The sequence below is a fragment of the uncultured Stenotrophomonas sp. genome (assembly GCF_963519925.1).
Lineage (GTDB): Bacteria > Pseudomonadota > Gammaproteobacteria > Xanthomonadales > Xanthomonadaceae > Stenotrophomonas > Stenotrophomonas maltophilia_AE.
Genome location: NZ_CAUQPH010000006.1, coordinates 26,899 through 52,019, shown reverse-complemented (window position 1 = coordinate 52,019; position 25,121 = coordinate 26,899). Strand labels below are relative to the sequence as shown.

General features: G+C 65.3%; 11 protein-coding genes and 1 pseudogene. 4 read left to right on the top strand and 8 right to left on the bottom strand.

Going from position 1 to position 25,121, the window contains the following annotated elements:
* Positions 1–70: 70 nt before the first annotated feature.
* On the bottom strand, positions 71–1,099 hold the full coding sequence (ltaE, locus tag RWO33_RS02460; RefSeq protein WP_314101688.1) for a low-specificity L-threonine aldolase: 1,029 nt from the start codon (positions 1,097–1,099) through the stop codon (positions 71–73).
* Positions 1,100–1,282: 183 nt separating this feature from the next.
* Between ltaE and RWO33_RS02455 the strand changes: the two genes are divergently transcribed.
* Complete coding sequence (locus RWO33_RS02455; protein ID WP_314101686.1) at positions 1,283–1,843, top strand: fasciclin domain-containing protein; 561 nt, start codon at positions 1,283–1,285, stop codon at positions 1,841–1,843.
* Positions 1,844–1,899: 56 nt separating this feature from the next.
* On the opposite strand, the gene RWO33_RS02450 is transcribed toward RWO33_RS02455, so the two are convergent.
* The gene (locus tag RWO33_RS02450; protein ID WP_314101684.1) at positions 1,900–3,285 is read right to left on the bottom strand and encodes an NAD-dependent succinate-semialdehyde dehydrogenase; all 1,386 of its coding nucleotides are present in this window, start codon (positions 3,283–3,285) and stop codon (positions 1,900–1,902) included.
* Positions 3,286–3,486: 201 nt separating this feature from the next.
* Here RWO33_RS02450 and RWO33_RS02445 point away from each other — a divergent pair, with 201 nt between their 5' ends.
* The 3 genes from RWO33_RS02445 to RWO33_RS02435 all read left to right on the top strand — a co-directional run bounded on the left by RWO33_RS02445 (position 3,487) and on the right by RWO33_RS02435 (position 16,261).
* Positions 3,487–12,198 (top strand): glucoamylase family protein, encoded by an 8,712-nt coding sequence (locus RWO33_RS02445; protein WP_314101683.1) that lies wholly within the window; start codon positions 3,487–3,489, stop codon positions 12,196–12,198.
* Entirely contained in the window at positions 12,195–12,410 is a 216-nt protein-coding gene (locus RWO33_RS02440; protein ID WP_314101682.1) for a hypothetical protein, read from the top strand. Before RWO33_RS02445 ends, RWO33_RS02440 begins: the two co-directional genes overlap by 4 nt.
* An 836-nt stretch (positions 12,411–13,246) precedes the next feature.
* Positions 13,247–16,261, top strand: coding sequence for an NACHT domain-containing protein (locus RWO33_RS02435; protein WP_314101681.1), 3,015 nt, complete (start codon positions 13,247–13,249; stop codon positions 16,259–16,261).
* A gap of 301 nt (positions 16,262–16,562) precedes the next feature.
* On the opposite strand, the gene RWO33_RS02430 is transcribed toward RWO33_RS02435, so the two are convergent.
* From RWO33_RS02430 to RWO33_RS02405, 6 genes and pseudogenes are all read right to left on the bottom strand, one after another.
* The gene (locus RWO33_RS02430; RefSeq protein ID WP_314101680.1) at positions 16,563–17,291 is read right to left on the bottom strand and encodes an OBAP family protein; all 729 of its coding nucleotides are present in this window, start codon (positions 17,289–17,291) and stop codon (positions 16,563–16,565) included.
* Positions 17,292–17,483: 192 nt separating this feature from the next.
* Positions 17,484–18,332, bottom strand: coding sequence for an aldose epimerase (locus tag RWO33_RS02425; RefSeq protein WP_314101679.1), 849 nt, complete (start codon positions 18,330–18,332; stop codon positions 17,484–17,486).
* On the bottom strand, positions 18,322–19,302 hold the full coding sequence (locus RWO33_RS02420) for a glycoside hydrolase family 43 protein (RefSeq protein WP_314101730.1): 981 nt from the start codon (positions 19,300–19,302) through the stop codon (positions 18,322–18,324). Before RWO33_RS02420 ends, RWO33_RS02425 begins: the two co-directional genes overlap by 11 nt.
* Positions 19,303–19,323: 21 nt before the next feature.
* Positions 19,324–20,778 (bottom strand): annotated as a pseudogene (locus RWO33_RS02415) (MFS transporter); the annotation flags it as partial.
* Positions 20,771–23,440, bottom strand: a complete 2,670-nt coding sequence (locus RWO33_RS02410) for a glycoside hydrolase family 3 C-terminal domain-containing protein (protein ID WP_314101678.1) — start codon at positions 23,438–23,440, stop codon at positions 20,771–20,773. The pseudogene RWO33_RS02415 and the gene RWO33_RS02410, both read right to left, overlap by 8 nt.
* Positions 23,437–25,104 (bottom strand): glycoside hydrolase family 43 protein, encoded by a 1,668-nt coding sequence (locus tag RWO33_RS02405; protein WP_314101728.1) that lies wholly within the window; start codon positions 25,102–25,104, stop codon positions 23,437–23,439. The genes RWO33_RS02410 and RWO33_RS02405 overlap by 4 nt, the downstream gene beginning before the upstream one ends.
* Positions 25,105–25,121: the final 17 nt, after the last annotated feature.

Here is a 25,121-nt window from a genome sequence, read left to right as displayed (position 1 = left end):
ACGTACACGATGGGGCATGCCGGTTCGTACCTGATGTAGCGCGCTGGTCCTCGTCCCGTGAGTCGTTGGATCAAACCGTCACTGCGGTCCGGATCACGGAGACGGTCCTGTCGATGGCTTCCCGATCGATCTGCCAATGGGTCACCAGTCGCATCTTTCCGCCGTAGGCGCCGTTGGCTCGTATGCCTGCTGCTTCAAAGGCTTGCATCAGGCGAGGCATATCCACCCCATCGGGCAGCGCGAACCACACCATGTTGATGTGAACGTCTTCCATGTCGACCTCGATGCCCGGAACTTCCGCCAACTGCTGGGCCAAGTACATTGCATTGTCATGGTCCACATCCAGCCGCTGCGTCATCTCGGTCAGCGCGAGAATGCCCGGCGCGGCAATGACCCCCGCTTGCCGCCACCCTCCTCCCAGCAGCTTGCGGTTGTAACGGGCGCGCTTGATGAAGGCCGCCGGCCCCGCGAGGATCGAGCCGACGGGGGCGGCCAGGCCCTTGGAGAGGCAGCACATCACCGTGTCCACATGCTGGGTGATGGCTTTCACGTCGCACCCCAGGTAGGTGGCGGCATTGAACACGCGTGCACCGTCCAGGTGGATGGGAACGCCGTGCTTCCGGGCGATGGCGGCGGTGGCTTCCATCGTGGCCAGCGGGATCACGCGGCCGTTGCCGTGCGCGTTCTCCAGGCAGATCAGCCCGGTGCGGGGAATATGGATGTCCTCCCCCACCCGGATACGTGACGCGATCTCGCTGGGCTCCAACAACCCCTGCCTGCTGGCGATCGTGCGCAGCTGCACGCCGCTGATCACCGCCGCTGCGCCGTTTTCGTGCCAGACCAGGTGCGAGTCATCGCCGGCGATCACTTCGTCGCCTCGGCGGCAATGGGTGAATACGGCCAGCTGGTTGCCGAACACCCCCGTTGGCACGAACAGGGCATCTTCCTTGCCCAGCATATCGGCGGCGAGGCGCTCGAGCTGGATGACGGTGGGGTCGTCCTGATAGACGTCATCCCCCACTTCGGCGGCGGCCATGGCCTGGCGCATGGCGGGGGTGGGTTGGGTGACGGTATCGCTGCGCAGGTCAATCCACGGCATTCCGGAACTCGCTGAGGTGGAGGCGTGAGCCCATTCTAGAACGTGGTGAAAGCGCCGTGAGTGCCTGGCTGAACGTGTTTGCTTTCGAGGCGTTCTGCAAAGGCCAGGGACTGCATCCGAATGCCGCCTCGCTGCGTAGGTATAGAGGCACAACGTTGTGCGCCAAGATCAGAGGACCTACCCATGTACAACTCCATTCGGCGTCTTGCTATCGCTTCGTGCATCGCAGCAGCTCTTGCAACCGGCAGCGTATCGGCTGCCACCAATCCGACCGTGGGCGGCGCGGCCATGTACCCCACCAAGACCATTGTCGAAAATGCATCCGCCGCGAAGAACCTCACCACGCTGGTCGCGGCAGTCAAGGCGGCTGGGCTGGTCGACACCCTGTCCGGGGCCGGTCCGTTCACCGTGTTCGCACCGACCAACGACGCCTTTGCGAAGTTGCCCAAGGGAACGGTTGATACCCTCCTGAAGCCGGAAAATAAGGCCAAGTTGACCCAGATCCTGACCTATCACGTGGTTCCTGGCACCCATACCGCGGCGCAGCTCACGGCGGCAGCCAAGAAGGGCGGTGAGTCCAGCATGCTGACTACCGTTGAAGGCGAGAAGCTTACCGTCAAGCTCTCCGAGGGCAAGGTGTGGGTCGTGGATGCCAAGGGCGGTAAGGCCGCTGTGACGACCGCCGACGTGGGGCAGTCCAACGGTGTGGTGCACGTGATTGATGGCGTGTTGATGCCCAAGTGAGTGTTGTGTGGGCGGGGACCCCTGCGGCCCCCGCCCATCTTGGGCATGGCTGTGCGTCAGTTCGACTTGGGGATCTTGATGGACTTCACGTTCACGAACTCCTTCAGCCCTTCCGGGCCATGCTCGCGGCCGTAGCCCGAAGCCTTCACCCCGCCAAAGGGAAGCGCTGGGGAGGCGACGTCAAACGTGTTGATGAAAACCATCCCGGTATCGAAATACTTCGTGGCCAGCTCGCGGGCACGGTTCACGTCGCGGCTGAAAATGCTGCCGCCCAGGCCGTAGCGGCTGTCGTTGGCAATGCGCATGGCATCCTCATCGTCCTTGGCGCGGATGATGGCGGCTGCCGGGCCGAACAGCTCATCGTCATAGGCCACCTGCCCCGGCGCCACATCGGCCAGCACGGTGGCCGGGTAGAACCAGCCGGTACGATCCGGGACTTCACCACCTACCAGCAGGCGCGCGCCCTGCGAGACACTCTTGGTCACCTGTTCATGCAGCTTGTCGCGCTGCGCCTCGGAAACCAGTGGGCCCAGCTGCGTATCGGCGGCGTTCGGGTCGCCCATCTTGATGGCTTCGAACTTGCTGGCGTAAGCAGCAACGAAGGCGTCGTAGTTCTTCTCGGTCACGATGAAGCGCTTGGCATTGACGCAGGTCTGCCCGTTGTTGAACAGGCGGCCCTTGACGCAGGTCTCGACGGCCAGGTCGAGGTCGGCATCGTCGAGCACCAGATAGGCATCGTTGGAACCCAGCTCCAGCACCGTCTTCTTGAGCGCCGCGCCCGCCTTGGCTGCCACGGTGCGGCCGGCAGTCTCGCTCCCGGTCAGCGTGACGGCCCGGACCAGGTCGTTTTCCACGATGGCGTTGGATTGGTCATGGCTGATCAGCAGCACGCCGAACAGGCCCTTCGGCAGCCCGGCACCTTCGTAGATGTCACGCAGCAGCAGCCCGCTGCCGGTGCAGCTCTCCGCATGCTTGAGCAGCACGCCATTGCCGGCCATCAGGCTGGCGATGGAGTAGCGGATCGCCTGGTAGGCCGGGAAGTTCCAGGGCTGGATGCCGTACACCACGCCGATCGGCGAATGGGTGACGATGCCGGTGGCGCCGTCGACATCGCGCTCCTCATCGGCCAACGCTGCGGGCCCCTGCTGGGCGGTGTAGTCGCAGATGGCGGCACACAGCTCTACTTCCGTGCGACTGTCTTCAATGAGCTTGCCGACCTCGCGGGTCATCAGCTGGGCGAACTCTTCCTTGCGTTCGCGCAACGCCTTGGCGATGGCGGCCACTACGTTTGCCCGCTCATCCAGCGAGCGCAGGCGCCACTCCAGGTAGGCCTCGTGGCTGGCTTTGACGACGGCGCCGGCTTCGTCGTCTGACATGTAGGCGTAGGTGGCGATCACCTCTTCGGTCAATGGGTTGATCGTGGTGAGCTGCTTCTTGGACATGGAAAACCTTCACTTCATGGGGGAAGAAACGGATGAAGGAGGATCACGTCTTTCCGGTTCTCATGCAGTGAAGCGGAACGCCACGCGCGTCACCCCGGATTCACTGCGGCGCCGGGGAGCTGAATCGCACCTTCACAACGCCCACTGCCCCCCAAATGCAACGATGCCGGAGGCGACCCTGCCCTTCCCCCCCGGTACCCTATGCCTCACCTTCCTCGTCTCTTTGGTCGCTGGTTGCGTCTGCGTCGTCTCGTACGCTGGCGCTGGCGTGAACGCCAGGCCGCGGCCCCTGCCATCGAGGCCACGGAAGGGCCGCTGCGTTCGGCGCTGTACAGCGTTGAACAGATGGAGGTTTACGGCCGCGCGCTCGCACGCCAGCACCGCGTGCGGATGCGCCGCAGCCCGGAGCGCCTGCTGGAACGCCTGCAGGCCAACGAGCGGGTGCTCCAGGACGCCAATACGCTGCTCGGCAGCGTAGTCCGCGAGCAGCGGCCCGTGACCCCGGCCGGGGAATGGCTGCTGGACAACTACTACCTGATCGAAGAACAGATCCAGACCGCGCGGCGCCACCTGCCGCGCGGCTATAGCCGTCAGCTGCCGTCGCTGGTCTCGGGCCCTTCGGCCGGGCTGCCGCGCGTCTACGAGCTTTCGATGCAGGCCATCGCGCACGGCGATGGCCGCATTGACGGCGACACGCTGGGACGGTTCATCGCCGCGTACCAGACGCTGGCGCCGCTGAGCCTGGGCGAGCTGTGGGCGGTTCCGATCATGCTCCGCCTGGCCCTGCTGGAAAATCTGCGGCGGATGGCGGCACGGGTGATGCGTGACGGAACCGACCGGCGCCTGGCGTCGGAGTGGGCGGGCGAACTCAACCGTGCGGCGTCGGACACCCCCACCGATGTGGTGCTGGTGGTGGCGGACATGGCACGTTCCGAGCCGCCCCTGACCGGCGCGTTCATCGCCGAGCTGACGCGCTCGCTGCAGGGTCGCGGCGGCGCATGGGCCATGCCCCTTGCCTGGCTGGAGCAGTGGGCAGCAGCGGCGGGGCAGCGTGTGGAGGACCTGGTTGCCGGCGAAGGCCAGCAGCAGGCGTCTGACCAGGTGTCGATCAGCAACAGCATCGGCAGCCTGCGCTTCCTCTCCACCATGGATTGGCGCACGTTCGTCGAAGACATGAGCGTGGTCGAGCAGCGGTTGCGCGAAGACCCGATGGCCGTCTACGCACAGATGGATTTCGGCACCCGCGACGCCTACCGCCACGTGGTGGAGAAGATCGCGCGTGGCAGCCGCGTTTCGGAAGAGCGCGTGGCGGCCATCGCACTTGAGCTGGCACGGTCCGCCACCCCACCCGACGGCCCGCGCACGCACGTGGGCTACTGGCTGGTGGGCGAAGGCCTGCCCGCTACCGTGGACGCAGTGGCCGACACCGCGCCGCGCCACCGCAGGGCACGGCGGCTGGCGCATCGCGTGCCGCTGGCCCTGTACCTGCTGCCGATCACCCTGCTCGCGGTGCTGGCTACTTATGGGCTGGCGGCAACCGGCACGGGCGCGGTACCCGTCTGGCTGGCCGCCCTGCTCGGGCTGCTGGTATTCAGTGAGCTGGGCATTGTATTGGTGAACTGGACCGCGACGGTGCTGGTCGCACCCAAGCCACTGCCGAAGCTGGATTTCAGCGAGGGCATTCCGGCCGACTGCGCCGCCGTGGTGGCGGTGCCGTCGATGCTGTCCAGCCCGGATGGCATCGACGTGCTGGTGGAAGCGCTGGAGGTCCGTTTCCTGGCCAACCGTGATCCGCAGTTGCGCTACGTCCTGCTGACCGACTTCCTGGACGCGCCAGCAGCGCAGGCGCCGAACGACGACGCCCTGCTTGCCCACGCAGTGCAGCGGATCGAAAGTTTGAACCAGCGCTACGCGTCCGGCCATGGCGACCGCTTCTACCTGCTGCACCGCCCCAGGCAGTGGAACCCGGGCGAAGGCGTGTGGATGGGACACGAGCGCAAGCGCGGCAAGCTGGCAGCGCTGAATGCGCTGCTCCGGCATGGCGATGCGGCCGCGTTCATGCGCACCGTCGGTGACACGGTCGCCCTGGTCGGCGTCCGCTACGTCATCACCCTGGATTCGGACACGCAGCTGCCGCGGGATGCGGCGCGTGCGTTCGTGGCCACCCTGGCCCACCCGCTCAACCGCCCGCGCTTCGATGCGGCGCTGCAGCGCGTGGTCGAGGGCTACGGCATCCTGCAGCCCAGCGTGGGCACCAGCCTGGGCCGGCGCCGCACTTCGCGGTTCGCGCGGATGTTCGGCAGCGAGCCGGGCATCGATCCGTACACGCGCATGGTCTCGGACGTGTACCAGGACCTGTTCGACGAAGGCTCGTTCGTGGGCAAGGGCATCTATGACGTGGACGCCTTCGAGCACGCGCTCGAGGGCCGCCTGCCCGAGAACCGCATCCTCAGCCATGACCTGCTGGAAGGCTGCTATGCCCGCGCCGGTCTGGTCAGCGACGTGCGCCTGTACGAAGACTACCCCGAGCGCTACGTCGCCGACGCCAAGCGCCGTGCACGCTGGATCCGCGGCGACTGGCAGCTGCTGCCGTGGTTGTTGCCGTGGACGCCGCGCCCGGGCTCCGGGTGGGAGCGCAACCGGCTCAGTCTGTTGTCCCGGGGCAAGCTGCTGGACAACCTGCGCCGCAGCCTGGTCCCCATCGCGGCGTTTGCGTTGCTGGTAGCGGGCTGGCTATGGGCCGAAAACCCGGTTGCATGGACGACATGGGTGCTAGCGCTGTGGTTCGCGCCGCCGCTGATCGGCATGCTCCGCGATGCGCTGAGCGTTCCGGACGACACGCCGCTGGAGGCCCACTACATCAAGGTCGGACGCGGGACGCTGAAGTCGTTGCTGCGCGCGGCCACCCAGATTGCCTGCCTGCCTTACGAGGCGCTGCTGTCCGCTGGCGCGGTGCTGCGCACGCTCTGGCGCATGGCCATCACCCGCCGTCACCTGCTGCAATGGAATCCCTCCAGCGAAGTCGAGCGCCGCCTCGGCGGTGATCGTGGCGCCGAATGGCGGGTGATGGCACCGGCGTCGCTGCTGGCGCTGGCCCTGGTGGCGGTGGTGGCCGTGCTGCGCCCGCAGGCGCTGCCGATCGCCCTGCCCTTCCTGCTGGCATGGACCTTCGCGCCCGCGTTGATGGGGTGGCTGGGCCGGCCACCAGCCGCGATCGTGGCCGAACTGTCGGACACGCAGCGGGCGTTCCTGGGCCGGCTGGCGCGTCGCACCTGGTCCTTCTTCCAGGCCTGGGTGCGCGAGCAGGATCATTGGTTGCCGCCGGACAACATCCAGGAACATCCCGCCCTGGTGGTGGCACGGCGCACCTCGCCGACCAACATCGGCCTGTCCCTGTTGGCCAACCTGTCGGCGTGGGATTTCGGTTATCTGCAGCAGGGCGCGGTCGCCGAACGCACCGCGCTGGCGTTCGGTACGCTGGACCAGCTGCCGCGCCATCGCGGCCACTTCCTGAACTGGTACGACACCGAAACCCTCGCGCCGCTGCCGCCGCGCTACGTTTCCACGGTGGACAGCGGCAACCTCGCCGGCCACCTGCTTACGTTGCGCCAGGGCCTGCTCGCGCTGGTGGACGCGCCGGTGCTGGCACCGCACACCTTCGATGGCCTGGCCGATACCCTCGGCGTGCTGGATGAGGAGCGCCTGCGTCTCCGCGCCGGCGACACACCGTTGGCCGAGGCGGTCACTGAGCTTCGCCAGCGGCTGGCGTCAACGCGGGCCGACCTTCCTGTCGGCATCGCGCCAACACTTGCGCGACTGCAGGAACTGGCCGGGCTGGCCGACGCCGTGCTGGCGCAGTGGCCGGCACCGACGTCGCCGGGGGAAGGCGAGCTGCACTGGCCGTCCCTGTTCGCTGCCGAATGCCATGCCGCCCAGGCTGCGCTTGAGGAGATTCCGGCCCAGGTCCGCGCGGATGCGGATGCGCCGATCCCCAGCCTGCGCCAGCTGTCTGCCTTGCCCGGTACCGCCGGTACCGACGCGCGCGCGCGCATCGAGCACCTGCAGGCGCTGGCGCACCGTGCCGGGCAGTTCTCGCTGATGGAATACGGGTTCCTGTTCTACCGTTCCCGCAACCTGCTTTCGATCGGCTACAACGTCGACGACCACCGCCTCGACAACAGTTTCTACGACCTGTTGGCCTCCGAAGCACGGCTGTGCGCGTTCGTCGCGATTGCCCAGGGCGAGCTGTCGCAGGAAAGCTGGTTCGCGCTCGGCCGACTGCTCACCGAGGTCAACGGCACGCCGACGCTGCTGTCCTGGAGCGGCTCGATGTTCGAGTACCTCATGCCGCAGCTGGTGATGCCCAGCTTCCCGGACACCCTGCTCGACCAGACCGCGCGGCACGCGGTGGAAGCGCAGATCGTCTACGGGCGCAGCCTGAACCTGCCGTGGGGCGTGTCCGAGTCCGGCTACAACGCAGTCGACGCCCGCCTGAACTACCAGTACCGGGCGTTCGGCGTGCCGGGACTGGGGCTCAAGCGCGGCCTGGGCCAGGACCGCGTTATTGCCCCCTACGCCAGCATGATGGCGCTGATGGTGGCGCCGGAAGCGGCGTGCCAGAACCTGCAGGCGCTGGAAGCCCTCGGCTTCTCCGGGCGCTTCGGCATGTACGAGGCGATCGACTACACCCCGGCCCGGGTACCGCCAGGGCAGGATCACGTGCTGCTGCGTTCGTTCATGGCCCACCACCAGGGCATGGGGCTGCTGTCGCTGGACTACCTGTTGCGCGACCAGCCGATGCAGCGCCGCTTCGTGGCCGATGTCGAGTTCCAGGCCACCTTGTTGCTGCTGCAGGAGCGCATCCCGCGCATCGGCGTGTTCCATCCGCACGAAGTCGAGGCGCTGGGCGAGCATGCCACCATGGCCCAGCACGAGACCGCCCTGCGCGTGCTGCGCAAGCCTGGCGGCCCGCGCCCGGAGGTGCAGCTGCTGTCCAATGGTCGCTACCACGGCATGCTGACCCACGCCGGCGGCGGCTACAGCCGCCTGGGTGACCTTTCGCTTACCCGTTGGCGCGAAGACGGCACCAGCGATGCCTGGGGAACGTTCTGCTACCTGCGCGACGTGGACAGCGGCGAGTTCTGGTCTGCCGCCTACCAGCCCACCTGCGTGGCGACGGACACCTACGAGGCGATCTTCTCCGACGCCAAGGCGGAATTCCGCAGCACCCAGCGCGGCTGCGAGAGCCACCTGCAGGTCGCCATCTCCGCCGAGGACGACATCGAACTGCGGCGCCTGCGCCTGACCAACCGCAGCCGTCGCCCGCGTACCGTGGAGATCACCACCTATGCCGAGGTGGTGCTGGCACCTGCCGCTGCGGACGATGCGCATCCGGCCTTCAGCAACCTGTTCGTGCAGAGCGAGATCCTGGCCGCCAAGCAGGCCGTGCTGTGCACGCGCCGCCCGCGTTCACACGACGAAGTGCCACCGTGGATGTTCCACCTGGTGGCGGTGCACGACGCCGACGTGGCGGCGATCTCCTACGAAACCGACCGGGCGCGCTTCCTGGGGCGTGGCAACACGCCGCGCACGCCGCAGGCATTGACCACGGACAGCGAGCTCTCCGGCACGGCCGGTTCGGTGCTCGATCCGATCGTGGCCATCCGCGTGCGCGTGGTACTGGAGCCGGAGCAGACCGTGCAGCTGGACATGGTGTATGGCATCGGCGCCGACCGCCCCGGCTGCGAAGCGCTGCTGGACAAATATCGTGATCGCCGCCTGGCCGACCGTGTCTTCGACCTGGCCTGGACGCACAGCCAGGTGGTGCGCCGGCAGATCAATGCCACCCAGGCCGAGGCGCAGCTGTATGAGCGCCTGGCCAGCCACGTGCTGTATGCGAACTCGCTGCTGCGCGCGGGCGCCAGCATCCTCCAGCAGAACCAGCGCGGACAGTCCGGGCTGTGGGGGCACGCCATCTCCGGCGACCTGCCGATCGTGCTGCTCAAGGTCACCGACGCGGAAAACGTGGAACTGGTCCGGCAGCTGGTGCAGGCGCATGCCTACTGGCGCCAGAAGGGACTCAATACCGACCTGGTGATCTGGAACGACAGCAAGGCCGGCTATCGGCAGGAGCTGCAGGACCAGATCCTGGGAATGGTGGCCGCCAGTTCCGAGACCGGCCTGCTGGATCGCCCCGGCGGCATTTTCGTGCGGCCGGTGCAGAACATGACCCACGAAGACCGCATCCTGCTGCAGGCGGTGGCAAGGGCGGTGATCAGCGACGAAGACGGCACACTGGTCGCGCAGGTGGGGCGCCAGGCTGCGCCCACTCGGCGTGTGCCTGCCCTGGTGCCGCTGGCGGTGCAGGAGGAACTGGCACTGTCGATGGAGGACACCGCCGACCTGCCCGTCGTCGCCGACCTCGGACCCGAGCCTGGACTGCCGCCGAGCCCCGCGCTTGACGAAGACGTGGACGATCCGTGGCCGTTCCTGCCGTACCGCGGTGCCGGCCAGTTCGACAACGGCACCGGCAGTTTCAGCGAGGACGGCCGCGAGTACGTGGTGGTGCTGCGCGAAGGCGCGCCGACACCGGCGCCATGGGCCAATGTGATCGCCAATGCCCGCCTGAGCACCGTGGTCAGCGAGAGTGCCCCGGGCTACACCTGGTTCGAGAATGCGCACGAATTCCGGCTGACGCCCTGGCTCAACGACCCGGTGTCCGACACCGGTGGCGAGGCGTTCTACGTCCGCGACGAGGACACCGGCCGGGTCTGGTCGCCGATGCCGCTGCCGCGCCGGGGCACCGGCGCGTACCGCACGCGGCATGGATTCGGCTATACGGTCTACGAGCATATCGAGGACGGCATCGTCAGCGAGCTGTGGGTGTTCGTGGACGTCACCGCACCGCTGAAGTATTCGGTCCTGCGCCTGCACAACCTGTCGGGCAGGCCACGGCGGCTGTCGGCCATCGGGTACGTTGAGTGGGTGATGGGCGACCTGCGCGCGAAGTCGCGCATGCACGTGGTCACCGAACGCGACGCGCAGACCGGCGCGTTGCTGGCGCGCAACACCTACAGCACCGATTTCGGTGGCCGCATGGCCTTCTTCGACACCGATGCGGAAGGCTGCGGCTGGACCTGTGACCGCCTGGAGTTCCTCGGTCGCAACGGTGGTCTGCACGCACCGGCTGCCCTGCGCCGCGAGCGGCTGGGCGGACGCGCGGGCGCAGGGCTGGATCCCTGCGCCGCGTTGCAGGTGCCTCTGGAGCTGGCGCCGGGTGAGCGCAGTGAAACCACGTTCCGGCTGGGCGCGGGTCGCGACCGCGAGGAAACGCTCACGCTGGCAAGAGGCCGCCAGGGCGCGCATGAGGCAAACGATGCGCTGGACGCGGTGCGCATCCACTGGCGCCATGTGCTGGCCAGCGTGCAGGTGCGCACGCCGGACCCGGCCCTGGACGCGCTCGCCAATGGCTGGCTGGTCTACCAGACCCTGGGCAGCCGCTACCTGGCACGCAGTGGCTACTATCAGTCCGGCGGCGCGTTCGGCTTCCGTGACCAGCTGCAGGACGTGCTGGCGCTGGTACACGCGCGCCCGGACCTGGCCCGCGAACACCTGCTGCTGTGCGCGGCCCACCAGTTCGCCGAAGGCGATGTGATGCACTGGTGGCACCCGCCGCAGGGTCGCGGCGTGCGCACCCGCTGTTCGGACGATTATCTCTGGCTGCCGCAGGGCGCCTGCCGCTACCTGGAGGTTACCGGCGACGCCAGCGTGCTGGACGAAATGGTCGGCTTCATCGAGGGGCGCGCGGTGAGCCCGGACGAGGAAGGGTATTACGACATGCCTACCCCATCCGCACTGCGCGGCACCTTGTACGCGCATTGTGTGCTTGCCCTCGAGCGCGGGTGCCGGTTGCTGGGCGAGCGCGGCCTGCCGTTGATGGGCAGCGGTGACTGGAACGACGGCATGAACCGCGTCGGCGACCAGCAGCGCGGTGAGAGCGTCTGGCTCGGTTTCTTCCTGCATGACGCGCTGCGCCGCTTCATCGTGCTGGCCAACGCGCGCGGCGATGAGCACCGTGCGCACTGGTGCCAGGAGCAGGCCGACCGCCTACGTCATAACCTGGAACTGCATGCCTGGGATGGGGCGTGGTACCGCCGCGCCTGGTTCGACAACGGCACCCCGTTGGGCTCGACCGAAAGCGAGGAATGCCGGATCGATTCGATCTCCCAGAGCTGGTCGGTGCTGTCGGGCGTTGCCGCGCCCGAGCGCGCCGGGCAGGCACTGGATTCGCTCTACACCCACCTGGTGCGGAAGGATGCAAAGCTGATCCAGCTGCTCGATCCGCCGTTCGACAAGACGATAGAGGATCCCGGGTACATCCGGGGCTACGTGCCGGGCGTGCGCGAGAACGGCGGGCAATACACCCATGCGGCGGTGTGGGCGGCCATGGCCTTCGCGCACCAGGGCGATGCGGCGCGCGCCTGGGAACTGGCCGCGATGATCAATCCGCTCAACCACGCACTGGATCCGGAGGCCGTGCAGACCTACCGTGTCGAACCCTATGTGCTGGCGGCCGATGTCTACGCGGTGTCCCCGCACGTGGGTCGCGGCGGCTGGACCTGGTACACCGGTTCGGCCGGTTGGATGTATCGCCTGTTGGTCGAATCCCTGCTCGGCATACGTCGCCAGGGCGATCAGCTGTCGCTTGCGCCATGCCTGCCGGATGACTGGCCGTCCTTCGAGCTGAGCTACCGGTTTGGTCGCAGCCGCTACGAATTCGTGGTGACTCGAAATGCGCGGGATCAGCCGACGCTGCATGTGGATGGCGTGCTGCAGCCCGGGCTCAGTGTGCTGCTCCGCGACGACGGCCATCACTACCAGGTTGCGCTCGACCTGATGGCGCCGCCTGGATGAGCATCCGCCCCGCCATACAGGGGCGGCTTGAAGCGCTGGACGCCATGCTGGCGCACTGGTTGGCGCACGTGCGCCATCCAGCGCAGTTCTGGCCGCAGTTTGAAAACCTGGCTGCCGAGATCCTGGACCACTGCACGGATACCGAACGGGAACAGGTCTGCGCGCTCATCGAGGCCATGCTCAAGCGGCACGCGCTTGAGCTTCCAAAGTAGCACCGAAGTCCATCAGATGATGGTCAATTGCCCAGTCTCCCTGTTCGATTGCCTCCTAGACGAGAGGCCGACCACGCGGCTGACGCATGCCGTGAAGAAGTGTTAAACCATGTTGAGCTTGCCTAGACTCCCGAGCTGCGCTGAAAGCCGTTCGCTGTGCCTAATCTGGCAGAGCTCCCACCTTTATCCAAAGCAGTGCAGATGATCCGCCAAGATCTTCATCCCGGTGGGATCTGCCGTGGCATGCGCACACACGATAACCACTGATGCGGGGTGGCGCGCATTCGGGATCAGGAAGTACTTGCTGCAGGCTGCTGCCCATCGCAAGGCGCGCCCCTCCATACCTCGGGCTCCGCTGACCAGCGGTTAGAACCACCCGCCAAGCTTCGCCGCTACCTGCATTTGCGCCGCTCGCTCCCCACCGCTAGCCTCGACAGCAAGGCGGCGCTAGGATAATTAAGTGGGCTATTAAAAGGCGAGGCCGCACCTCTACGATGAAGGCCCAGCTAGGTCAGGTTCCTCCCGATAGTCCAAACGCACGCTAAGGCGTACGATCGGCCAGATGCGCGGATGGGAAGTTCTGTGTTGACAAAAAACCCTTCTGTGCCAAGGGTGCCGGACTGTTGACATGGCGCCACGGCACCTCGTCCGCCTCCCACACCAACTGTTTGCCGCATAGCTCTGGCCCGATCCACAACGAGCAGCTGCTTGCAGTGGGTATCGCCTAACCCAGGGAGAGCCCGCAAAGCAGATACGGTGCCACCCCTACTCGCTTGCGGACTGAACACACAAAGATCAACTGAGTGTGCTCCACCTTCTAACAAAGGAATGACCAAATGACCAATACCAGAACAGCAGATCTAATTTCCGCTTTGGCGTCGAACTTCAAACACGTCAGGTATGCTGGGGAGATCGACGTCCGAGAGTCCCTCGCATTGATCGACTTCTATCTGAGGGTTATCTATACGCTACACATGTCGTTTGATCGCCGGCAGCCGAGCTCGACAGTTCGCTTGTTGCCCACGCCTGGCTTCGGATCAATGCTAGCTGTAGTGCGAGGAGCGGCAAAGTCGACCGGCGGCGCCTCGTCCAGCTGGATTAGTGCTTCAATTCGGACTTTGGCCCAAAATGCCGTCAAGGCCATTGACGCGTTCCGTGTAGTAAACAAGTACGCGAATTTTAAGTCGCTTAGGGACCGCCTGTCTCACGGCGGCTCGCTTTCGTCCGATCCCGATACCAAGGCAAAACTGCACGAAGCTACGTCAAATCTCATTGAGCATCTCCGGCGAGCGCTTTCTGAAGTACTTTCAGATACGTCCCTCAAGGAAAGAGACGGCAGGCTTTGGATGACGAAAATTGGCGATGCCGCCGAGCTCGAGGTGTCCCCGCTCTGGATTATGCGCGGACCAAGCGAAGCGCTTGGGATCTTCTCGCACTTTGCTGACGACAGGATATTCTATTTTGCTCCAGAAGGGGATCTCTGGACCGAGGGAGATCAAGAGTCGACCTCACGATTCCGAAGGCTCTTTCTGCCGGACAAGGGCAACCCGGGCCCGTATTTGGCGAGACTTGTCACAGATACTCTGAGTGACGTTTCAGCCTATACCGAGGACTACTCTACTCCCAGCTACTTCTTTGGTGACGATGATCGCGCTGGTTACTTGCACGTTCCGTGGTCCAGAACGACCAGTGAGGGTTATGAGTCGCGGATCGACGTTTTCAGAATAGGACAAAACCATAGGCGAGAATGGGAGTGCGGTTCTGGGAAGTGGAGCGGATACAGCGAATTTCTTAAGCACATCTCCAAGTGGGAGCTTTTGGCACGTCGCATTGGAATTGGGCTGCACACTCTTCAGCAGAGCCGCGAGGATGAGGAGACGTCGCGGCTTGGTATCACTGATCGCACCATGGCGCGAGGTCCGTCGAAGCTCAAGGAGGTGCACGATGTGGGCGGAAATCCTGAGCCAGTCGATGGGAACAACTTCTTTGAGTTGGGCGGCCGTATTGACTCGGCATGTGAAGCTATAAAGCCGTCCACTTCAGTATTCTTTTTGGTTGGTCAGGCCGGGCTCGGTAAAACTGAGCTGATGCTGCGCCTCGCGAGAGAACGGGCTGCGAGCGTGGCTGATGACCCCCAAAACAATAGGCCGCTGTACCTGTTTGTTTCGTCGACAGGCAGGACTCTGTCCAGTCTCGAGGATGCCGTCAATAGCGCACTTAACATTACACGAGTGCTGTCAAGCCATAGCGCCAGGGCATTATGCAGAAATGGCTTGCTCGTCCTAATGGTTGACGGATTCGACGAGCTACTCGGCGGCAGTGGCTATGAGAATGCACTAGGTTCGCTTGAGCCCTGGTTTAGGGATCTAAATGGCCAAGGCGTGCTTGTTGCGTCTGCACGCTCATCATATTATCTCACTCAGTATCGCCGATCTCTTGTAGAGGCGGTTGATCTGAACGTTGACCACACGCTCATAGAACTCCAGCCATGGAGCAAGTCGGAGTCATCGACGTTCCTTTCAAATGCCGGGGTGAGGCAAGAGATAATGAACGATCTCAGCGCAAAAGACTGGAAGGTACTAAGTGTCCCGTTCTTTGCGAAGGCGTTTGCGGCCTGGATTAAGCTCAACTTGGGGAATCCTGTTCAGATGCCGGCCATGTACGAAATAGTTGTAGATCAGTTCTTGGACCGAGAGGCGAGCAAGCTCCGAAATCAGAACTCGGACGAACTCTTGTCGATCAACGAATTGAGAGAGCTATTTGCGGAGGTCGCGGACTATATGCAGAGTAGCAAGAGCCGGGAACTGGAGCAGTCGGAGCTAGTTTCGTGCGCCAAGATGATTGTCGGTGAGCCGCTTGATGACGTCCGCCCCGGGCTATCCCGGCGACTGTCCTCACTAGGGGGGCTCGGAGTACGCGCGGACGAGAACGGAAACAATCTCTTTGGATTCTCCCATGAGGTTCTCTTCGATTGCTTCCTACTTCTCGCTATACAGCGGCGCCTAAGTGGTGTACTTAACACCAAGTCGCTACTCGCCATGATCACAGCAAGTAGTATTAATGAAGCGGTGTTTGAATGGCTAATCGAAAAGTACCCGGAGGCAGCTGCCACACTGTCTAAAAATCTTGACTTCAACCTGGACAGCGATGTAGAAGCTCGTGTTGCTTCGGCGAATCTCGGCGCGCTCTGGAAGACAATTCTGAAGCACCAAGATGGCGTCCCGCCCACAAAATCGGCGCGCTCTCTCGCAATCGGCAGCGTTGAACTCTCGAATTCCGGCTGGAGCGAACTGGATCTGTCAGGCAGCTCAGTAGCGCATCTGACCATACCAGACAGAATGTCCGGCTCTGTGGATGTACGGAACACACTCATCGAATATCTTGACATCCACTCTGCCTCTTTGTCCAAGAATAGCATCCAGAACATCGACCATGCGGAGGTGAGCTCTCTTAAAATTGGCGGGGTATTCGCAGACGGGCCCGCGCAGGTTAACGCTTTGCTTCAGAAGGCTGGACTGGTCCAAAAAATAGTGGCGTCGAAGGACGAGCAGCTTGTCGAAGCTGCGGAACACTACCTGTCGAGACTAAAGCGTCGGCCGGATGTTCCAGTAATCATCGATAGAGACAATAAGACGGCAGACGATGCTCGGCTTTCCTGGATCACGCACTACGATTCTTACTTCTGGACGTCGTTTGTGGACGCATTGGTTGCAAGTGGCGCGGCTGTGCTTGAGGCGCTACCTGCTTCTGGTAGAGCGAAGGTTCGGCTCTCGCCAGTCATCTCATTCGATAAGCTAATTAAGCGAGACTCGACTAGTGAAGAGTCCACTAAGTTCTGGAGCATGCTGTAACGGGTAACTTAGAGCGCGGGTGGCGCATTATATGTGCGATGCTCGAACACGCGCCCAGTAATCTTGCTGGGCGCTCTGTTTCACCGCTTCTCTTGCCCTATTCTAGCCTGGCCCGCGTTAACTCGGTTGTGGCGCGTCGGCGGTAGTGCCTTCGATGGCCGGCGGTGAGATGGGACGCGTGACCTTCAAGCTCCCCATGCGCGCGATTGCTAGCTATGGACAGCCCGGTACCGGCCCGGTCGAGAAGGCGATGGCCCGTTCTTGCGCGTCCTGCCTGCGCAGTGGACGACCAATAGGCAGGTCAGTGCCCGTTCGGGTCCTCGATCTGGATGATGTTCCCCTTCTGCCAGGCGTCTGCGCCCCCATCGATCGCCGGCGCCGCAATGTCCGCGCGACGCGCGCGTTTGTCTTCGCTGTCCACTCCCAGCCGACTGTCGCGGGCAGCGACCATGGCCGGGTCCGCCTGGCCATCGGCGGTAAAGCCCATCATCAACTGCGGCATGCCGCGCGGCAGGTCCTTGTCCAGGTCGGTGTGCCAGGTGTGCCAGGTCTTGCCGTAGGTGTGGATGAGCTTCTCCATCAGCGCGTGTTCGGCCACCTCCGGGATGCCGGGTGCCACCAGCTGGCCGGATTTCACCTCATGCACGTGGCTGTGCCACAGTCCTTTCTCATGCTCGGGAAGATCGGCAAACAGCTTCTGGCTGATGATGTATTCCACCCCCATCAATTTGGCATCTTTGACGTTTCCGTCGTAGATGGTGCACTGGATGACATCCTCGTTGAGGATTGAACAGTAGTGGTGGGCCTCCATCTGGACCTTCATCTGGCCGTTGTAGAAATGGAAACCGTCCAGGTAGGCGTTGATGGCGTCCACGGGCGGCCGATCCTGCAGCACCGCCGCGCCCGCCTCCAGGGCCTTGGTCCTGCCTGTTTCTTCCGCGCCCGGGGCGTCGACGTTGGATGGGGTGTTTCCGCCTCCACACGAAGACAGGAAAAGTGCGAGGGCGGCAGAGGCGATGGAGCGGGGCATGATGACTCCTTGTTCCCAGATAGTTCGCGAGCGGCAATCCGCAGCGTCACAATTAGTTCCTTCTGCCGTGCCCTTTCCGTGAATCATCCTTGCCGGCCCCTTCACGAGGCTGATGAACGGGCAGTCCGCACGCTGGGAAGCAGCTTCGCCTGCTTCTAAAGAGTGAGGTGTTCAGCCACGCAGGGCGTGGCTCTACGGGGCTGGCGCAGGCTTCCAATTCAATTCGAAACGTAGCTCCAGGCGTTGGCTTGGCGCCAGTCGGTGCGGTGCCAGGGTGAAGCCATCGGGTGGGCCGGTTTGCGGTTCCACGCAGGTGGCGTGCGGGGCGCCGTCGTAGAGCACCCAGTGGTCGGTGTCTGCCTGCATGCGCAGGCGTTGCCCCGCTGATTCGAGTGTCACTTCACCCGTGTGGATGAAGCAGTCGTCCCATGGGCCGGGTGTGGGACGAACGGGGGGCTGGGTGGCGATGCCCTCCCCGTCCCGCGGGTACATGGCGTCGGGGGTGAACAGCAGCCGGTCTGGTTTGCGGAACCACGGGTGCCAGCCAATGACGGCCGGCATGGCCTGCTGGTCCGCCTGCACGGCGAGGTGGAGTTCCATCCGGCTCGGCGTCAGTTCGATGGTCTGCGTTGCGATGCCACCGAACGGCCACACGGCGTCTTCGGGCAGCGCCAGCGACAGGCTGGCGGACGTGGCGTCGAGCGTTTCGATCACCCACGGCCGGGTGAACCCTACCCCATGAATCGCATGCCCGCCAAAGTTGGCCGGAAGTGCGTACGGCTTGCCGTCGAACTCGAATCGCCCGTGCCGGATGCGGCCGGCCCACGGCACCATCGGGTAACAGCCCCAGGCGATGGCGGCGGAATCGCCGTCGTCCACCCCGACCAGCCAGTCAACGCCGTCGTAGCGGATCTGCGCGATGCGCCCACCCGCCTCGGGCGCGAGTGCAACCTCCAGCGGGCCGGCGCGCAACCAGTGCAGGCGGCCAGCCGGAAGCGGCGCCAGCGCGTCGTCCTTCGGCGAGGTGGCTTCAGGCGCCATAGGGATCGATCGTCTTGATGCTGCCGTCCGCGTCGATCTGCAGCGGCGTGCACTTCACCGAGCGCAGGTGGGTGACGCCGCCGGACAGCAGGGCGTCGTGATAGAACAGGTACCACTGCCCGTCGACCTGGCAGATGGAATGGTGCGTGGTCCAACCCACCACGGGCTTGAGGATCACGCCGGCATAGGTGAACGGCCCATACGGGTCGTCCCCGATGGCGTAGCACAGCAGGTGCGTGTTGCCGGTGGAGTACGACAGGTAATAGCGGCCCTGCCAGGCGTGCAGCCACGCCCCCTCGAAGAAACGGCGCGCGTGGTCATCGGCACGCAGCGGTTGCCCGTGTTCGTCCAGGATCAGCACTTCGCGCAGGGGCTCGGCCAGCCGGGTCATGCCGGCCTGCAGCCGACCCACGCGCGGCCCCAACGCAGGCGCGTCGCCGACCGGCTCTTCGTGCGATGCGTCGTAGCGGTTGTCGCGGTACTTCTGCAGCTGGCCGCCCCAGATCCCACCGAGGTACAGGTAATGAGTGCCGTCGGTGTCCTCGAACACGGCCGGGTCGATCGAGTAGGTTCCGGGCATCGCCTTGGGCTCGGCGGTGAACGGTCCTTCCGGACGGTCGGCCACGGCCACGCCGATGCGGAAGATGCCTTCGGCGTCCTTTGCCGGGAAGTACAGGTAGTAACGCCCATCACGACAGGCGGCGTCCGGCGCCCACATCTGCTTCTCCGCCCAGGGTACGTCACGTACATGCAGGGCCACGCCGCAGTCGGTGGCCTCCCCGTGCGGCGAGTCCATCCGCAGCACGTGGTAGTCCTCCATCCCGAAGTGCCCGCCGTCATCGTCGAACGGGGTTCCGGCGTCGATGTCGTGCGAGGGATAGATGTACAGGCGACCTTCGAACACGTGCGCGGAAGGATCGGCGGTGTAGATGTGGCTCACCAGCGGCTGCGAGATGGCCCGTGCAGCCAACTGTTGCAGGTCGGTGCCGTTGCGACGCTGCAGCAGGTCGTGCTCGATGCGGTTTTCCATGCGTTTGTCGATCCGATAGAGGAACAGCAGCGCGACTGCGACCAGGAACGGGATCGAGCAGTACACGCTGACGGTAAGGCGGATGCCGTCGACCACGGCATCGGGTTGCTCGGCGGCGCCGGTCTGGTAGCCGTAGTGGGCCAGGATGGCGGCCACCAGCGCGCCGCCGACACTGAGCCCGATTTTCAGGCCGCACAGCATGGCCGAGAAGATGATCGCGGTGGCGCGCCGATGGTTCTTCCATTCGGAATAGTCGGCCACGTCGGCGATCATCGCCCACAGCAGCGGAATGGTGATGCCGTAGAAGAACCCGTGCAGCATGAACGAAGCGAATGCCACCGCCACGGCAGTCGGTGGGAACAGGTAGAACACCAGCAGGAACACGGTGCACAGCAGCAGCGCCGCGCCGAACACATCGCGCTTGCCGAAGCGGTCGGCCAGTCGGCGGGAAACGCCGATGCCCAGGATCATGCACAGGATGCCGCAGGCGTTGAACAGACTGAAGGCCGAGGTGGCCGGGTCCTCGGGCCAGGTGAAGCCGGCCAGGCCCCAGCTGCTGAGCGTTGCGTTGAGGCCGCCGATGAAGCGGTTGAAGCCGGAGCTGTCGAGGAAGCCGGCCAGCGCCGGCTCGCTCATGTAGTACTGGAAGTAATAGATGTAGGTGCCGCCCTTCAGCGCCAGATTGACGAACACCAGTACGGTCAGCGCCAGCATCACCTGCCACGGCCGGTTGTGCAGCAGGTCCTTGAGGTCCTGCAGGACGCCGCCGGTCTGTTCCCTGGCCGGTACCACGCGCTCACGCGTGGTGGCGAAGGTGATCAGGAAGAACACCGTGCCCACCACGGCGAAGACGGTCATCACCCGTTCGAAGCCCACCACACGGTCGCCGTCGCCCAATATCAGCACCAGCGGCAGCAGCAGCACCTGGATGATGAACTGCGCGATCATCACCGCCACGAACCGGTAGGCGGACAGGCTGTTGCGCTGGGCCATGCTTCCGGTGAGCACGCCGCTCAGGGCGGAATACGGCAGGTTGTTGGCCGCGTACACCAGCATCAGCAGGCCATAGGTGGCCACGGCGTAGACGATCTTGCCGCGCTCGCCGAAGTTCGGCGTGCTGAAGGCCAGCAGCGAGAGCACGCCGAACGGCACCGCCGTCCACAGGATCCACGGTCGGAACCGTCCCCAGCGGGTAGCGGTGCGATCGGCAAGGATACCGATCAGCGGGGTGAACACGAACGCGCCGAGCAGCCCGATCACGAAAATAAGCGTTGCCGCGGTCGCCGGCGGGAGCCGGTACACATCGGTGTAGAAGAACGCCAGATAGGTGACAAGCGTCTGGAAGATCAGGTTCGCCGCAAGGTCGCCCAGGCTGTAGCCGAGCTTTTCCCGCACCGACAGGGTGTGATCAGTCACGTTTCGCCTCCACGGTGAAGCGCTTGAGCACACGAGCGTCTGCACTGGAGCCGCCCAGCCGCACTTCGTACTCACCGGCAGGAACGACATACGAGCTGCGCGTTTCGTCGTACTGGCGCAGCGCCTGCGCGTCCAGCTCGAAGTCCACCGTGCGCTGCTCGCCGGCGGCCAGGTGCACGCGCTGGAAACCGCGCAGCGCCTGCACTGCGTCGCCGGGCCCGGCCGCCACCCGCCGCACGTACAGCTGCACCACTTCATCGCCGTCACGCTTGCCGGCGTTGGCCACCTTCACCGACACCTTCAAACGGCCATCGTCGGCGATGCGCGAGGCGTCCAGACGCAGCTTGCCGTAGTCGAACCGGGTGTAGGACAGCCCGTGCCCGAACGGGTACAACGGAGTGCCGCGGAAGTAGCGGTAGGTGCGCCCCTCCATGCTGTAGTCGTCGAAGGCCGGCATTGCCTGGTCGGCGGTGTAGAAGGTAACCGGCAGGCGTCCGCCCGGATTGATGTCGCCGAACAACGCTTCGCCCACGGCGGTACCGCCGCGCTGCCCCGGATACCAGCCCATCAGGATCGCGGACAGGTTGGCCTGGGCCCATTCCACGGCCATGGCCGAGCCGCCGGTGAGCACCATCACCACCGGCTTGCCGGTGGCGTGCAGCGCTTTCAGCAGCGCCCGCTGCGTGGCCGGCAGGCGCAGGTCGGTACGGTCGCCGCCGGCAAAGCCGGGGTAGTTGACCTTCATCTCCTCGCCTTCGACATCGCCGGTCAGGCCGCCGACAAACACCACCACGTCGGCGCTGCGCGCCGTGTCCAGCGCCTCCTCGAAGGGCGGCTTGGCCCCGGGCATGCGCCAGCCCAGGCGCACGCCGGCATCGCGCTCGGCATCGTAATACTCCAGGCGCAGGTCGTAGGCCTGGCCGGCCTGCAGGTCCAGCTCCACGCCGCCGCTCTGCATGCGGTCGCTGTCGGCCCAGTGCTCCAGCACGCGCATGCCGTCCACGTACAGACGGAAGCCGTCGTCGGCGGCGGCTTCGATGCGGTAACGGCCCGACACCGGCGGCAGCAGCTGGCCGGTCCAGCGGATGCTGAAGTGATCGTTGGGCACCCCCTGCCCCGGTCCTGCTTCGCCCCGCGCCATCAGGTTGTCCGTGGGCGAGCCGCGGTCCCAGCGGAAGCCGATCTGCGCGTCGGTGCGCACCAGCGCCGGGGTGCCGGACAGGTCGGCGCTGCGGAAGTATTCACCGCGCAGGCCGCGCTCCGGCGAGTCGGCCGCGGGGCGCAGGTAGGCCGCTTCGATCAGCGGGGTGGCGTCGGGATCGTCGCGCCCTTCTACCAGGTCCACCCCGCGTGCATAGCGGACCTCGACGCCTTTGGCGGCGTCCCGGATGCCCTGCAGGATCGTCACCGGCGCCGCCGGGGTGCCGAAGTAGTTGCCGAGCAGCGCCATCGTATCGTCCGCGGTCGGCCCGACCACGGCGATGCGCTTGAGCGTGCGCGGCAGCGGCAGCACGCCGTCGTTCTTCAGCAGCACCAGCGATTCGCGCGCCGCCTGCAGGGCCAGCGCGTCATGCGCCGGGGCCTGGTTCACGTCTGGCGGAATGCGTGCCCAGCGCACCTGTTCGGGCGGATCGAACATGCCCAGGCGCATCCGTGCGGTGAACAGGCGGGTTACCGCATCGTCGATCTCGGCTTCGCTGATCAACCCCTGCTTCACTGCCGCCGGCAGCGTGGCGTATTCCTGGCCGCATTCGAGTTCGGTGCCGTTCTTGACCGCCAGCGCGGCGGCGGCTTCGCGGGTAGGCACGATCTTGTGATGCTTCCAGATGTCGACGATGGCCCAGCAGTCGGAGACCACGTAACCCTTGAAGCCCCAGTCGCGGCGCAGCACGTCGCGCAGCAGGAAGTGGCTGGCGCTGGCCGATTCGCCGTAGACCCGGTTATAGGCGCCCATCACCGCATCCACCTGCCCTTCCTTCACCAGCGCCTCGAAGGCCGGCAGGTAGGTGTCGTACAGGTCGCGCCTGCTGGGCTGGGCGTCGAAGTGGTGGCGGTCGGCTTCGGGCCCGCTGTGCACGGCCAGGTGCTTGGCGGTGGCATCCAGCTTGCGGTACTTCGGATCGTCGCCCTGCAGGCCATGGACGAAGGCAATGCCCATGCGCGCGGTCAGGTACGGGTCTTCGCCGTAGGTTTCCTGGCCCCTGCCCCAGCGTGGATCGCGGAAGATGTTGATGTTCGGCGACCAGAAGGTCAGCCCCTGGTAGCGGCCATGCTCGCCTTCGCGCACGAACTGGTGGTGCTTGGCGCGCGCCTCGTCGCTGATGCTGGTCGCCACCTGCCCCATCAGCGGCACGTCGAAGGTGGCGGCCAGGCCGATCGCCTGCGGAAACACGGTGGCCTGCCCTGCCCGCGCCACGCCGTGCAGACCTTCGTTCCACCAGTCGTAGGCCGGCACGCCCAGGCGCTCGATGGCCGGGGCGGCGTTCTGCATCTGCGCGGCCTTCTCCTCCAGCGTCATCTGCGCGACCAGCGCAGCGGCGCGGGTTTCAAAGCTGGCCGAAGTGTCGAGCCAGGGCGCTGGTTCGGCAGCGTGGCCTGCGGGCGACAGTGCGATGGCGGCGCACAGCGCCAGCGTGTGGAACATGGGCCTGCGCGTCATCATTTGCTCCTCAGTGCACGCTCATCGCGCGCGAATGGTCCCAGCAGTGCGCCGACGAAGCCGCCTGCACGATCCGTACTCAACACCGTTCCGTCCACGTCGTCGGCCAGCGTCTGCCAGCCACGCCCATCGCCGGTGTCAAAGGCGAACGCATAGCGGCCTTCGTCACCGCGTATCCTCAGCTGCAGCGACGCCGCTGCCTCCAGCTCCCGGGTTGCCAGCGTGCGGGTTACGCCCTTGCCGTCGCGCCCTTCGAGGAAGACCGCCATGCGGTTCCCGTCGAGACTGCGGACGCCCAGGAAATACCAGTACGCCTCGCTCTGGAACGCGGCCAGCCCTGCGGCCACGCCTGCCTGCGGACGCGTCATCGCGGTACTGGCGTCAAAGCGCAGGTGTTGCTGGCGCCGGCCGAGGAACGCGGGATTCTTCAGCGTGTCCAGGTCCTCCGCCAGCGGATGCACGGCCAGGCTGCCCGGCCGCGCACGCAGGTCTGCCCACGGTTGTTTGGGAACGCGCACGCGCAGCCACCCGTTGCCCAGCGTTGGCGCGGTGAAGTCGTCGCGGTCGACGAAGTTGCCGGTAAACGGTGCCTGCGACGCCTCGTCCTGCATCCACGACGGTGCCTTGACCGCATAGGGGATGACCTCGCCCGCCGGCAGGATCACCGGCCAGCCATCGCGCCACTCGACCGGCAGCAGGAAGGTCTCGCGCCCGGTGTTGTAGTGGCGCGTGGCGTAGTTGCGGCTGGCCAGGAACACCGCCCACCAGGAGCCGTCCGGGCCTTCCACCAGGTCGGCATGCCCGGCATTGGTGACCGGCAGCGGCCGGTCGTCGGGCAGGTCGCGCTGGGTCAGGATCGGATTGCCCGGGTACGGCACGTACGGTCCCCAGACGTCGCGGCTGCGCAGGACCACCTGCGAATGCTGCGGGCCGGTGCCGCCTTCCGCGTCGGACAGGTAATACCAGCCGTCGCGCCGGTAGAGGTGCGGGCCTTCGATCCAGATCGGGTTCTTCGCAGGTTCCACCCCCCCGTCGATCAGCACCCTGCGCGGACCGACGGGGATGAACCGGTCCAGGTCGATCTGCTGCATCCAGATCGCACGGTGGCCCTCATAGCGGGGTGTGCCGGGCGGTGCATCGTTGTTGAGCAGGTATACGCTGCCGTCGTCATCGAAGAACAATGACGGGTCGATGCCCTCGATGCCGGGCAGCCAGTGCGGGTCGGACCATGGACCGGCCGGGTCGCGCGCGGTGGCGATGAAATTGCCGCCGCTGTCTACCGCGGTGGTGACCACGTAGAACAGCCCGTCGTGGAACGAAATAGCGGGCGCGAAGATGCCGCGCGACACGCCCAGGCCGTCGAAATCCAGCTGCGAGGGGCGGTCGATGACGTTGCCGATCTGCTTCCAATGCACCAGGTCCATGCTTTCGAACACCGGAATGCCCGGGAAGTAGGTAAAGCTGGAATTGACCAGGTAGTAGCGGCCGTTCGCCTGGACGATGCTGGGGTCGGCGTGGAACCCGGCAAGGATCGGATTACGGTAGTGACCGGCGGGCAACGGCGCTTCAAACGCCTGGTCGCGGCCGCTGTATTCGAACCAGTCGAAGTAGACCGGCGGCGCCTCGGCCGCCCTGGCCTGGATCGCAACGGACAGCAACAGCAGCATGGCAAGCAACACGCGCA